We start from the raw sequence: 13,291 nt of genomic DNA, 5'->3' as shown, positions 1-13,291 counted from the left end.
TCCAGTTCCGGTTATTTCGAAGCGTCGCCGAGGGCTGCCCCGGCGGTGCGCTGCTCCTGCCATTCGCTGCGCGCGACTCGCGAACGCGTGAACACGGCTTCGAGTGCGGCGCCATCGGCGGCTTCGATCGCCGCGCGCAGGCGTGCGAGCACCGCCGTGTACGCATCGAGTTCGTCGAGCAACGCGGCGCGGTTCGCCACGCACACGTCGCGCCACATTTCCGGGCTCGACGCGGCGATGCGCGTGAAGTCGCGGAAACCGCCGGCAGCGAACGAGAATTTCAGCGCAGCGTCGGGCGAATTGAGAATCTGCTCGACCAGCGCGAAAGACAAAACGTGCGGCAGATGGCTGACCGATGCGAGCACCCGGTCATGCTGTTCAGGCGTCATGTCCCGCACGCAGGCGCCGGTTGCGCGCCACATCGCGGCAACGCGCTCGACCGCTTCCGGCGGGTTCTCCGGCAGCGGGCACAGCACGACATTGCGATTCACGTACAGATCAGGCAACGCGGCATCCGGGCCGCTCGCTTCACGGCCGGCAATCGGATGCCCCGGCACGAACTGGCCGATGCGCACGCCGAGCGCCGCGCGTGCGGATGCAACCACGTCGGATTTGGTGCTGCCGGCATCGGTGACAATCGTGCCTGCGTCGAGAAACGGCACAATGCGCTCGAGCAGCGCTTGTGTCTGCGCAACGGGCGCGGCAAGCAGCACGATATCCGCGCCGGAGAGCGCGGCACGCAACGCAGCATCGTCGGCCAACGCCGCCGATTGATCGATCAGGCCCAATTCCAACGCGCGCGCCGTCGACGCGGACGAACGCCCGACGCCGATCACGGTGCGCGCGCCCGTCGCCTCACTCTGCTCACCCCGCTCACGCAGCGCGCGCGAGAGCGATCCGCCGATCAGGCCGACACCGAAAATCACCAACTTGTTAAAAGAAAACGCGGCCACGTCGGTCACAGAAAAAGCGCACCTTCCGTCAAATGAGGCGCGTAGGTCAAGGTCAACCGCTTACGCGGCGGCAAGCGTCTTTTCGAGCGCCGCGAGGAATGCTTCGTTTTCTTCCGGCAGGCCGATCGTGATGCGCAGCCATTGCGGCAAACCGTAGTTGCCGACCGGACGAACGATCACGCCCCGCTTCAACAGCTCGAGGTTGACGCGGTTGCCGGCTGCGTCGTCGTTACCGACGCGCACCAGCACGAAGTTGCCGTCCGACGGTACATATTCGAGACCGAGTTTGTCGAACGCCTCGGTCAGACGGCGATAGCCCTGCGCATTCAAGGCCGCGCTCTTTTCCAGAAATGCCTTGTCGTTCAGCGCCGCGATCGCCGCGGCTTGCGCCAGCGTGTTCACATTGAACGGCTGACGCAGACGGTTCAGCAAGTCGGTCAATTCGGGCTGTGCGATGGCGAAGCCGACCCGCAATCCGGCCAGACCGAACGCCTTCGAGAAGGTGCGCGACACCAGCAAATTGGGATAACGACGCACCCATGCGATCGAGTCGTAGCGCTTTTCTTCCGGCAGATATTCCGTGTATGCCTCGTCAAGCACGACGACTACGTTGCGCGGCACCTTGTCGAGAAACGCTTCGAGCTTCGCGCCTTCGATGAACGTGCCGGTCGGGTTGTTCGGATTGGCGACGAAAATCAGGCGGGTGTCGTCGGTGATCGCGGCGAGCATCGCGTCGAGGTCGTGGCCGTATCTGACGGCCGGTACGACGATCGCCCGCGCGCCCACACCTTGCGTGGCGAGCGCGTACACCGCGAACGAGTACTGGGCGTAGACGATCGATTGCCCCTTCTCGACGAGCGCGTGCGCGGCAATTTCGAGAATGTCGTTGCTGCCGTTGCCAAGCGTGACCCAGTCGGCCGGCACGCCGTAACGCTCACTCAGCGCGGCCTTCAGTTCGAATGCATTCGCGTCCGGATAGCGGCCAAGTTCGCTGGCCGCTTGCGCCATGGCGCGTTGCGCCGACTCCGGCATGCCCAGCGGATTTTCGTTCGACGCCAGCTTCACGATGGTCGCTTCGTCGAGGCCGAACTCGCGAGCCACTTCCGAGATCGGCTTGCCGGCGATGTAAGGCGCAATCGCGCGCACATAGGAAGGGCCGAAGGACGTTGTCATGAAAATCTCCGAACGACTAATTAGTAGTAGATGAATATGCGACAGGCACGCCCGAGCGGTATGAGCGTGCCTCGACAAACATTAACGGGCGCGCGGATACGAGCCGAGTATCTTCAGGAATTCAGCCTTCTGGCCGAGTTCGGTCAGCGCGGCGGCAACCGCCGGTTCGTCGCGATGGCCTTCGACGTCGATATAGAAGTAATACTCCCACGTGCCGACGCGCGCCGGGCGCGACTCGAAACGGGTCATGGATACGCTGTGGCGCGCCAACGGCTCCAGCAACTTGAACACGGCACCCGGCTCGTTCGCCACCGAAACAATCAACGAAGTCTGGTCGTGTCCGCTAACACCGGTGCGTTCCTTGCCGATCATCACGAACCGCGTGCGATTGTGCGGATCGTCCTGGATCAGCGCGTAGGCGACTTGCAGCCCGTAATGCGTCGCGGCGCGATCGCCGGCGATAGCCGCAACGGTCGGATCTTCCGCCGCCATGCGCGCGGCTTCGGCATTGCTCGACACCGCCTGGCGCTCGAGATGCGGCGCGTTGGTCGCGAGCCAGCGCTGGCACTGGGCGAGCGCCTGCGCGTGCGCACACACCCGCTTCACACCGGTGAGACCACTGCTCAGGGTCAGGAGGTTGTGATGAATCGGCAACGCCAGTTCACCGCCAATCGTGAGCTGGGTTTGCAGCAGCAGATCGAGCGTGCGCGACACCGCGCCTTCAGTCGAATTCTCGACCGGAACGACGCCGAATTCAGCCGCGCCGGCTTCGACCGAGCGAAACACCTCGTCGATCGACGGGCACGGCAGACCTTCGATCGATTGACCGAAGTACTCATGCATTGCCTGTTCGCTATACGTGCCGACCGGGCCGAGATACGCGGCCTTGATGGTCTTTTCGAGCGCGCGGCTCGCGGCCATGATCTCGCGCCAGATCGCGCTGATATGCTCGCCGGCCAGCGGGCCGTTGCTCATATCCTGCAGACGCGCGATCACCTGCTGCTCGCGCTCGGGGCGGAACACCGGCGCGTTGAAATGCTTCTTCACCTCGCCCACTTCGAGCGCCACCGCGGCGCGCTGATTGAGGAGCGCGATCAGTTGCGCGTCGAGCGCATCGATGCGTTCGCGAAGGGGCTTGAGTCGGGTATTGAGTTCGTCGTCCATGCGTGAAAACGGCCCTGCCGGTAGCTGCTGCACAAATGCGTGCTGGAAAGGATACGCGTGCCTGAATATCTGACAGACTCAGGCGCTGCGCTGTTCGAATTCCTTCATGTATTCGACAAGCGCTTTGACGCCTTCGAGCGGGACAGCGTTATAAATCGACGCCCGCATGCCGCCGACGGACTTGTGGCCCTTTAGCTGCACCATTCCCCGCGCTTTCGCGCCGGCCAGGAAATCTTCGTTGCGCGACTCGTCGGCGAGGAAAAACGGTACGTTCATCCGCGAGCGCGAGCCACGTTCGACCTTGTTCAGATAGAAGCTGCTCGAATCGATCGCGTCGTACAACAGCTTCGATTTTTCGAGGTTACGCGCTTCCATCGCGGTAAGGCCGCCCTGCTTCTTCAACCACTTGAACACCAGCCCCGCGACGTAAATCGCGTACGTGGGCGGCGTGTTGTACATCGAATTGTTTTCGGCGACGGTTTTCCATTCAAACGCCGACGGGCAGATCGCTTGCGCGCGATCCAGCATGTCTTCGCGCACGATCACGACCGTCACACCAGCCATGCCGATGTTCTTCTGCGCACCACCGAACAGCACGCCGTATTTGGCGATATCCATCGGGCGCGACAGGATGTGCGACGAGGCGTCCGCCACCAGCGGAATATTGCCAAGCTCGGGAATTTCGAACGTCTCGACACCGTGAATGGTCTCGTTGGTGCACAGATGCACGTAGGCCGGATCGTCCGACAGTTGCCATTCCGAGCGTGCCGGCGCGCGCGTGAAGCCTTCGGCCGTCTGGCCGCTCGCCGCAAGATGTGCCGCACCGTACTTTTGCGCTTCCTTGAACGACTTCTGCGACCACGAACCCGTCACGATGAAATCCGCGCGCGCTTTCGCACCCATCAGGTTCATCGGCACGATGGCGTTTTCGCCCAGACCGCCGCCTTGCAGAAACAGGATGCGATGGCTGGCGGGCACCTCGAGCAACTCACGCAGATCGACGAGCGCTTCCTCATGGATCGACATGAATTCTTTGCCGCGGTGGCTCATTTCCATCACGCTCATGCCGCTGCCCTGCCAATCGAGCATTTCGTCGGCTGCCTGACGCAGCACTTCTTCGGGCATGGCAGCGGGGCCGGCGGAGAAATTAAAGACGCGCATCGTGAGATCCTGGAAGCTGGCGCGAAAAACGAACAGATCGCGCGAAAATCGGCGAAGTTGGCAGCCACAAAGGTAGCCACCGCAAAATCAGCGCCGCGAACCCGACAACCCGAGTTTGACGGTGCGTATTTGGCAACACGCATCTGGCAACATTTCCGCGCCCAAAAAGAAAATGGCCGTCTGCGCATGTGCGCAAACAGCCATTATCGCATTGTCACCGCAAACCCGCCAAACCGGAACGCCACTCAGCACGCCGTACAGCTTGCCAAGCAACGGCTGGCGCGTCAGCGCTGCCTGTCGATCTTTGGACCTGAAGCTGGCTTAGTCAGCTGGCTTAGTCAGCTGGCTTAGTCAGCTGGCTTAGTTAGCTGACTTATTTAGCCGGCTTGACCGAAGCGACTTCCTTGTCAGCCTGGTCGCGCGTTGCCTTGATCGATTGCGGCATGTACTTTTGCATCAAGCCATTCACGACGTCGCGGCCAACCTGGTCTTGCACCTGGATGAACTTGCGGCCGGTCGGGCTCTTGTAGAACGTGGTCAGATCCTTGATTTCCGACGTGCTGTAGTACTTCGCGTAAGCGTCGTACTGAGCTTGCATGGCGTCTTGACGGAAAGCGTCCGTTGCGAACACCTGGCCTGCGCCGTCAACCAGCTTCGGCACAGCGTTCTTTTGCAGCGTCGGGACTGAAGCCTGCTTCTGCTTGTCCGTCATCGTCTTGTTTTCGCTCAGGGCGTCCGACAGGATCGCCGGAACCAGCTGCTTGGCTTGCATCTGGGCGCTGTTGCCGATTGCGCCAACCAGCTTTTGTGCATCGATTGCGTCCAGCAGGTCCTTGATTGCAGCCTGCTTGGCCGGATCAACCGGTGCTGCAGCGGCAGCAGCCGGAGCCGCCGGGGCCTGGCTCTGAAGCGCTTGAGCCATAGCGAAGGTCGGCACGAGAGCAGCCAGCAACATCAGTTGTTTGAATCGTTTTTGCATCATTACTCCCTAAGAGAAATTAACTTGAACAGCGAGCCGCGCGGGATGCGTGTCGGCCCGACACGCCATTGCTCCCTGCGCAGCTTTCAACTAATAACTGAGACTGAAAGCCGCTGACGCGGATCAGGCCGCACCGCCATCTTCACCGCCGTTATCACTTTCGGCAGGACCTTCGGCGTCGCCTTCCACATCACCATCCGCTTCTGCCTCAGCAACCTGTTGCAGACCTGAAAGCTTGGTCCCTTCGTCAAGGCTGATGAGTGTAACACCTTGGGTTGCGCGTCCCATTTCCCGAATTTCCGATACGCGCGTACGAATCAACACGCCCGTATCGGTGATCAGCATGATCTGCGCCTCCTGATCCACCAGCGTGGCGGCGACGACCTTGCCGTTACGCTCCGACGTCTGGATCGCGATCATTCCCTTCGTACCACGACCGTGACGCGTGTATTCGGTGATCGGCGTGCGCTTGCCATAGCCGTTTTCGGTTGCGGTAAGCACCGACTGCTGCTCGTCGCCCGCCACCAGCAACGCAATCACGCTCTGGCTTTCTTCAAGCTGCATGCCGCGCACACCCCGCGCTTCACGGCCCATCGGACGAACGTCGTTCTCGTCGAAACGCACTGCCTTGCCGGAATCCGAGAACAGCATCACGTCGTGCTGACCGTCTGTAATGGCGGCACCAATCAGGTAATCGCCGTCATCCAGACCGACCGCAATAATACCCTTGCGCAACGGCCGGCTGAAGGCTTCCAGCGGCGTCTTCTTTACCGTTCCTAACGCGGTGGCCATGAACACGAACTTGTCTGCCGTGAATTCCTTGACCGGCAGCACGACCGTGATCTTTTCACCGTCCTGCAACGGGAACATATTGACGATCGGACGGCCGCGCGAGTTCCGCGACCCCTGCGGCACTTCATAAACCTTGACCCAGTAGACGCGGCCGCGATTCGAGAAGCACAGGATGTGATCGTGCGTGTTGGCGATGAAGAGCGTGTCGATCCAGTCGTCTTCCTTCATGGAAGTTGCCTGTTTGCCGCGACCACCGCGTTTCTGGGCACGATATTCGGACAACGGCTGCGATTTCACATAGCCGGCATGAGACATGGTCACGACCATCTCTTGCGGCGTGATCAAGTCTTCGGTGTTCAGCTCGGTTGCGTTGAGCTCGATCTTCGAGCGGCGCGCGTCGCCGAATTCGGCTTTGATCGACGTCAGTTCGTCGACGATGATCGCCGTAATGCGTTCCGGGCGAGCCAGAATGTCCAGCAGGTCGGCGATTTGCGCCATCACTTCGCGGTACTCGCCGATGATCTTGTCCTGCTCCAGACCCGTCAGGCGTTGCAGACGCATCTGCAAGATTTCCTGAGCCTGAGTGTCGGACAAGCGGTAGAGGCCGTCGGACTGCATACCGAAGGACGGGTTCAGACCGTCAGGACGGTAAGCCTCGCGGCCACCGGCCGACGCGTTTTCCGCCTCGGCGCGTGCCAGCATTTCCCGCACCAGCGACGAATCCCACGGACGCGCCATCAATTCCTGCTTGGCGATCGGAGGGGTAGGCGCCGCCTTGATGATCGCGATGAACTCGTCGATATTGGCCAGCGCAACCGCCAGACCTTCGAGCACATGGCCGCGTTCACGGGCTTTGCGCAGTTCGTATACAGTGCGCCGCGTCAGCACTTCCCGGCGATGCGACAGGAAGCACGACAGCATTTCCTTCAGGTTCAACAGCTTCGGCTGGCCGTCGACCAGCGCGACCATGTTCATGCCGAAGGTGTCCTGAAGCTGGGTCGCCTTATACAGATTGTTGAGAACGACTTCCGGCACTTCGCCACGCTTCAGCTCGATCACGACGCGCATGCCGCTCTTGTCGGATTCGTCGCGGATGTCGGAGATGCCTTCGAGCTTCTTCTCGTTGACCAGCTCGGCGATACGCTCCAGAAGTGAGCGCTTGTTCACCTGGTACGGCAACTCGTCGACAATGATCGACATGCGCTGACCGCGGTCGATTTCTTCGAAGTGCGTAAGCGCGCGCATCACGACACGGCCACGGCCGGTGCGATAGCCATCGCGCACGCCGGCCACGCCGTAGATGATGCCGGCGGTCGGGAAATCGGGCGCCGGAATGATTTCGATCAGTTCGTCGATCGTGGCTTCCGGGTTTTTCAGCAGATGCTGACAAGCGTCGACAACCTCGTTGAGGTTGTGCGGCGGGATGTTGGTCGCCATGCCGACCGCGATACCGGACGAGCCATTGATCAGCAGATTGGGGATACGCGCCGGCAGGATGGCCGGTTCGTTTTCGCTGCCGTCGTAGTTCGGCGTGAAATCGACCGTTTCCTTGTCGATGTCGGCCAGCAGCTCGTGGCCGATCTTTGCCATGCGGATTTCGGTGTACCGCATCGCCGCGGCATTGTCGCCGTCGACCGAACCGAAGTTGCCCTGGCCGTCTACCAGCATGTAACGCAGCGAGAAGTCCTGCGCCATCCGGACAATCGTGTCGTATACAGCCGTGTCGCCGTGCGGGTGATATTTACCGATGACGTCGCCGACAATACGCGCCGACTTCTTGTAAGCCCGGTTCCAGTCGTTGTTCAGTTCGTGCATCGCGTACAGCACGCGCCGGTGCACCGGCTTCAGGCCATCGCGAACATCGGGAAGCGCACGCCCCACGATCACGCTCATCGCGTAATCGAGATACGAACGGCGCATTTCCTCCTCAAGGGAGATTGGCAGAGTCTCTTTGGCGAATTGATCCATTATCCGTATCTTTTACGTGCCAAGGCGACGGCGTGAAGCTCGCTTGAAGCCCAACTCGCCGTGCCTTCGCGTAAGCATTGCAGGCGCAACGCATCACGCGATTCTAACATGCCGCGCATCCGCCCCCGGCGGGGGTACGTATACCTATTAGCAGGCGAACGGAAACGGCGCCTGAACGCCCCATGATCGACTTGGGGCAGGCTCGATTTGTGCGTGGGCCAATCCGCCGCTCAGCCATGACTGGCGGTGCCTCCAGCGGATTGCTTCTGTTGCGCATGCACCACAATTGGAGGGCGATTTGATCGGGGGCAGATTTTTTTATCGTTGGAAGGGAACGATATGGCAAAATGCCAACGCACAAAGAGTTAGACACTGCTCGAAGTCTACACAGCACGTTTTTTGTTCTACACCGATGTTATACTTCGAGCAATGTATGACTTGTCTTCGTCAACAGGCTCGCAGTAAACCTGCGGTAATCTCAATTTCGAGAGGAGAAATATGAATAAACTTTCAAAGCTCGCGTTCATTGCAGCTACCGCAGTTATGGCTGCATCCGCCATGGCGCAATCGGTGCCGGCGTCGCGACAAGCCACGAACGACAACTGGGTGAATGGTACCGGCGAATACGTGTGGATGAACGGCACGAACGAGCTTTGCTGGCGCGATGCATTCTGGACGCCGGCAACGGCCAACGCAAAGTGCGATGGCGCCCTGGTTGCCCAGGCTCCGACCCCGCCGGCTCCGGTCGCACCTGCACCGGCTATTACGAGCCAAAAGATTACGTATCAAGCTGACGCTCTGTTCGACTTCGACAAGGCTATCCTGAAGCCGGCTGGCAAGGAAAAGCTGGACGATCTGGCATCGAAGATCGGCGCGCTGAACCTGGAAGTCGTCGTCGCAACGGGTTACACGGACCGTATCGGTTCGGACAAGTACAACGACCGTCTGTCGCTGCGCCGTGCTCAAGCTGTCAAGGCATACCTGGTCAGCAAGGGCATCGAATCCAACCGTATCTATACGGAAGGCAAGGGCAAGCGCAACCCGGTCACGACCGGTTGCAACCAGAAGAACCACAAGCAACTCATCGCCTGCCTCGCACCGGATCGCCGCGTGGAAGTCGAAGTTGTCGGTACTTCGAAGCAGTAAGCTACAAATTACCGCAGTATCAAAGCCCCGCTTCGGCGGGGCTTTTTTTATGCCGCTGGCGCCGCTCGCCTTCTCCTCCGAGTGCGCGCCTGATTTGCCGGAACAGCACACGCCAGCCATCGCGCGGCATTTTGCCGCCCCGACACTCGGCCTATATACTCAGGGTTTATCCTCGAGCGCCCGCTCAACGCTCTCATCGAGGCAGCTTCCGCTATGACCAACGCCGATCCCCACGAACTGCAGAAATTCAGCGACCTTGCACATCGTTGGTGGGACCCGAATGCCGAATTCAAACCCCTGCATGAACTCAATCCGATCCGCCTGGGGTGGATCGACGCGCATGCGCATCTCGCCGGCAAGACCGTGCTGGATATCGGCTGCGGCGGCGGCATTCTGACGGAGTCGATGGCGGGATTAGGGGCGCACGTAAAAGGAATCGACCTGTCGAGCCAGGCGCTCGGCGTGGCGGATCTTCACAGCCTTGAAAGTGGTGTAACCGTTAGTTACGAAGAAATCGCAGCTGAAGCGCTGGCGGCCCGCGAACCGGGCACGTACGACGTCGTCACCTGCATGGAAATGCTCGAACACGTGCCTCAACCGGCAGCTATCGTCGAGGCATGCAAGACACTGGTGAAACCGGGCGGCTGGGTGTTCTTCTCCACGCTCAACCGCAACGTGAAGTCCTATCTGTTCGCGGTCATTGGCGCCGAATATATCGCGCGGATGTTGCCCAAGGGCACCCATGATTACGCGCGCTTCATCCGCCCGTCGGAATTGGCGAGCTTCGTGCGCGCCGCCGGCCTGCGCACCGCCGATATCAAAGGTATCGTTTATAACCCGCTCAGCAAGCATTTCACGCTGTCCGACGACACGAGCGTGAACTACATGCTCGCCTGCCGCCGCGACGCCTGATCCCCCGACCTGCCCGGACTCAAGCCACTCAATGAGCGATCCCACGCCCCTGCCCCAACGCGAAGACAACGAGGACGCCCTCGGTCTTTGCCAGGCTGTCCTGTTCGACCTCGACGGCACGCTGGCCGACACCGCGCCCGATCTGGCGGCGGCCGTCAACAAAATGCGCCATGATCGCAACCTCGAGATGGTGCCGCTCGAAGACCTGCGACCGCTCGCGTCGGCAGGAGCACGCGGGCTGATCGGCGGAGCCTTCGGCATCGGTCCGCAAGACCATGAGTTCGCGTCGATGCGCGAGGAGTTTCTCGCCAATTACGAAGCGGACTTGTGCATCGAGACCACGCTGTTTCCCGGCATTCCCGAGTTGCTCGACGACCTCGATGCACGGGGCGTGCGGTGGGGCATTGTGACAAACAAGGCGGCAAGGCTCACCGACCCGCTAGTTGCCCTACTGGGCCTCGAAGAGCGCGCCGGCTGCGTGGTAAGCGGCGACACGACGCCCCATTCGAAACCGCACCCCGCACCCTTGCTACACGCGGCACGCGAGCTGGATGTGCTGCCGGAGCGCATTGTCTACGTCGGCGACGACCTGCGCGACGTGCAGGCAGGTTTCGCGGCCGGCATGAAGACCATTGCGGCCGCCTACGGCTACTGCGGCAACGACATCCCGCCTACACAGTGGCATGCGCAACATGTCGTGCAATCGCCCGCTGAATTGCTGAAGCTGCTGCGCGATATCGGCTGAGCGCATAAATGGACACGGCGCACCGGGCGTAACGCAGCGCTTTGCTGCTTCACCGCGGCAATGCCGCAGCGTTGCCGGAACAGCAAGACAGCGAAGCAATCAGACAGGACGTGGCTGTCAAACTATTGTAAAATGGTCGTTGGCCCAGATTTTTGGGCAACGAACCGCGGGGGCGACCTGGTTTCGACAGGGGTTGCGAAGCGGCTAGGGCATACCGAGGACCCGTCACCTCGTTAATCAATGGGAAAAACGTAACTGCAAACGACGAAACGTTCGCACTGGCAGCCTAAGGGCCGCCGTCCTCTGCCTAGTTCACTGACGGGCTAGAGTCGCAAGACCGGTAGCAATACCGACAGAGGTCATATACGTCAGTTAAGCCTTGGCGGCGTCACGACGCCCGGGTCGAAAACCTAGTGAATCGCCGTCACGCAGCGTGTTCGTCCGCGTCGTGGTGGTTAAATCAAATGACAGAACTAAGTATGTAGAACTAGTCGTAGAGTGCTTCTGGACGCGGGTTCGATTCCCGCCGCCTCCACCAAACACCTTGCACGTAGCAGCAAAGTTTTACCAGAAACCCCGACAGCGTAAGGCTCTCGGGGTTTTTTGTTGCCAGCGCCGCGAAGCTCACAATAGAACGCCTCAAACGAAAACGCCGGCAGCATGCCGGCGTCTCAAATCAACACAAAAGCAGAACCCGAAGATGAACCACGCAAGCAAAAACCGCTAGCTCGCGCGCTTACTCGTCTTTAGGGCATTGCAAATTACACCCGTTCGGATCGCCGTTGTCGCCGCGCTTGCGCATGGCTGACTTCTTGTTGGACTGGTATTTGTCCGAGGGCGCCGACGCTGCGAATGGCAGTTGCGGATGCTCGGCAAGACGGAACTGATCTTGCAGGATGCCGCCCGGCACACCCGGCGAATTCTGGGCGAAGGCAACCGAAGCGGTAGCGAGCAGCACCGTGGCCGTCGCTGCTGCAGCACATGCGTGAAGAAGAACTTTCATATCGATTCAGCGCGGCACAGCGCGCGGTTAAGGCGTAAGCGGAAGGTTAGAGATTATCCCAAACGAACGCCTCACGCAGTGGCCGCCGCACTAAAAAGTTTACAGTCGCTTACAGCGCCGTTGGGCCGAGCCCGGTATCGAGATCGAGCAGCTTGCCGCAGTCGTGCGGATCGTAGCCTTCGAGCTGGTCGACGTTATGCCGGAAGGCGGCGCCGCGCAGCAAACCGATCACGGTTGCGAGCGGCGTGCGCTCGAGCCGCGCCCGGTCGCAGGCGAAATAATAGTCTTCGTCAACGACCGGAATGAAGTCGAGCCCAAAGTGATGCGCCGCCGGCTCGACGCCGAAACCCACATCCGCCATGCCGCTGGCCACGAAGGCCGCGATCGCCGAATGCGTGAGTTCCGTAGATGCATACCCGTTGACCCGGTCCGGATCGACCCCGACCTTGCGTAGCGCGAGGTCGAGCAACATGCGCGTGCCGGAACCGGGCTGACGATTGACGAAGCGAATGTCGTCGCGCGCGAGGTCGCCCAGGCCGCCGATTCCCTTCGGATTCCCCTTGCCGAGAAAGAGACCCTGCTTGCGCCTCGTCAAGTGCACGAGCACGTGACGCTGCGGATCGAGCCAGCGCCGGTACGTATCGGCACAGATCGCGCGAAATTCGCCCAGTGGCAAGTGGAAACCAGCCAGATCGCATTCGCCACGAGCGAGCGCACTCACCGCGTCCGCGCTGTCGCGGTATTTGATATCGACCGGCAGATCGTTCGCGACCAGCGCCGTCACCAGCGCCGCCACGGCGTAACCGTGCGACGCATAGATCCTCACGTCGTCGGCGGCTGGCGCGAGCCACCGGTTCAGATCGCTGGCGACTTCGCTAGCAAGTGCCTGCATGTTGCCATCGAGCCGCTCACCGCACAGACGCTGCGCGCGCAACACGGCCTGCCCGAGTTCGGACAGCACCGAGCCACGCCCCCGCTCCTTCGCGATCAGCGGACCACCCAAACGCTCCTCGATGCTGCGCAACAAACCCCACGCGTGACGGTAGGACAAACCCTTAAGCGTCGCCGCCTGCGCGATGCTGCCGGATTCGTCCACCAGCGCAAGCAGCGGCACGACGTCCGACAGGCTTGCCTCACGGCCATCCGGGCCCTTCACGACCAGCTGCGCCTGACACTCGATTCTGATCATATATGCTCAACTCTTTCCTATTGCACGAGGCGTATCACCCGCCTATTGTTCGGCTATCCCATATCGAATATACGAAGCATAAGTGCACGCATTATGAATAACAAGT

General features: G+C 60.7%; 12 protein-coding genes and 1 other RNA gene. 5 read left to right on the top strand and 8 right to left on the bottom strand.

The window, feature by feature from the left end; translation table 11 throughout:
* Positions 1–11: 11 nt before the first annotated feature.
* From GH665_RS04305 to serC, 4 genes are all read right to left on the bottom strand, one after another.
* A complete protein-coding gene (locus GH665_RS04305; RefSeq protein WP_153134815.1) occupies positions 12–962 on the bottom strand; it encodes a prephenate dehydrogenase in 951 nt (316 codons plus the stop codon).
* 51 nt (positions 963–1,013) lie between these two features.
* Positions 1,014–2,126: a histidinol-phosphate transaminase gene (gene hisC, locus GH665_RS04300; RefSeq protein WP_153134814.1), complete on the bottom strand. Its 1,113-nt coding sequence runs from the start codon at positions 2,124–2,126 to the stop codon at positions 1,014–1,016.
* An 81-nt stretch (positions 2,127–2,207) separates the two neighbouring features.
* Positions 2,208–3,290, bottom strand: a complete 1,083-nt coding sequence (gene pheA, locus GH665_RS04295) for a prephenate dehydratase (protein ID WP_153134813.1) — start codon at positions 3,288–3,290, stop codon at positions 2,208–2,210.
* Between the two features lie 78 nt (positions 3,291–3,368).
* Positions 3,369–4,415: a 3-phosphoserine/phosphohydroxythreonine transaminase gene (serC, locus tag GH665_RS04290; protein WP_246216267.1), complete on the bottom strand. Its 1,047-nt coding sequence runs from the start codon at positions 4,413–4,415 to the stop codon at positions 3,369–3,371.
* Between serC and GH665_RS39015 the strand changes: the two genes are divergently transcribed.
* Complete coding sequence (locus GH665_RS39015) at positions 4,305–4,802, top strand: hypothetical protein (RefSeq protein WP_246216313.1); 498 nt, start codon at positions 4,305–4,307, stop codon at positions 4,800–4,802. The genes serC and GH665_RS39015 overlap by 111 nt on opposite strands.
* Positions 4,803–4,824: 22 nt before the next feature.
* On the opposite strand, the gene GH665_RS04285 is transcribed toward GH665_RS39015, so the two are convergent.
* Together GH665_RS04285 and gyrA are read right to left on the bottom strand one after the other, a co-directional pair.
* Positions 4,825–5,430 (bottom strand): DUF2059 domain-containing protein, encoded by a 606-nt coding sequence (locus GH665_RS04285; protein WP_153134811.1) that lies wholly within the window; start codon positions 5,428–5,430, stop codon positions 4,825–4,827.
* A gap of 123 nt (positions 5,431–5,553) precedes the next feature.
* Positions 5,554–8,190 carry a DNA gyrase subunit A gene (gene gyrA, locus GH665_RS04280; protein WP_153134810.1) on the bottom strand — a complete coding sequence of 879 codons (2,637 nt, stop codon included), beginning with the start codon at positions 8,188–8,190 and terminating at the stop codon, positions 5,554–5,556.
* 498 nt (positions 8,191–8,688) lie between these two features.
* Between gyrA and ompA the strand changes: the two genes are divergently transcribed.
* The 4 genes from ompA to ssrA all read left to right on the top strand — a co-directional run bounded on the left by ompA (position 8,689) and on the right by ssrA (position 11,531).
* Positions 8,689–9,336: an outer membrane protein OmpA gene (gene ompA, locus GH665_RS04275; protein WP_028200089.1), complete on the top strand. Its 648-nt coding sequence runs from the start codon at positions 8,689–8,691 to the stop codon at positions 9,334–9,336.
* Between the two features lie 213 nt (positions 9,337–9,549).
* Complete coding sequence (gene ubiG / locus GH665_RS04270) at positions 9,550–10,248, top strand: bifunctional 2-polyprenyl-6-hydroxyphenol methylase/3-demethylubiquinol 3-O-methyltransferase UbiG (RefSeq protein ID WP_028200090.1); 699 nt, start codon at positions 9,550–9,552, stop codon at positions 10,246–10,248.
* A 31-nt stretch (positions 10,249–10,279) separates the two neighbouring features.
* Entirely contained in the window at positions 10,280–10,993 is a 714-nt protein-coding gene (locus GH665_RS04265) for an HAD family hydrolase (RefSeq protein ID WP_153134809.1), read from the top strand.
* A 168-nt stretch (positions 10,994–11,161) separates the two neighbouring features.
* Positions 11,162–11,531: a transfer-messenger RNA gene (ssrA, locus tag GH665_RS04260) on the top strand.
* A 198-nt stretch (positions 11,532–11,729) separates the two neighbouring features.
* On the opposite strand, the gene GH665_RS04255 is transcribed toward ssrA, so the two are convergent.
* Positions 11,730–11,996 carry a hypothetical protein gene (locus tag GH665_RS04255; RefSeq protein ID WP_153134808.1) on the bottom strand — a complete coding sequence of 89 codons (267 nt, stop codon included), beginning with the start codon at positions 11,994–11,996 and terminating at the stop codon, positions 11,730–11,732.
* Positions 11,997–12,105: 109 nt separating this feature from the next.
* Entirely contained in the window at positions 12,106–13,185 is a 1,080-nt protein-coding gene (locus GH665_RS04250; RefSeq protein WP_153134807.1) for a substrate-binding domain-containing protein, read from the bottom strand.
* Between the last annotated feature and the right edge of the window lie 106 nt (positions 13,186–13,291).

The sequence above is a fragment of the Paraburkholderia agricolaris genome (assembly GCF_009455635.1).
In the GTDB taxonomy this organism is placed as follows: Bacteria; Pseudomonadota; Gammaproteobacteria; order Burkholderiales; family Burkholderiaceae; genus Paraburkholderia; species Paraburkholderia agricolaris.
This window is presented reverse-complemented; position numbering and strand designations above follow the sequence as displayed.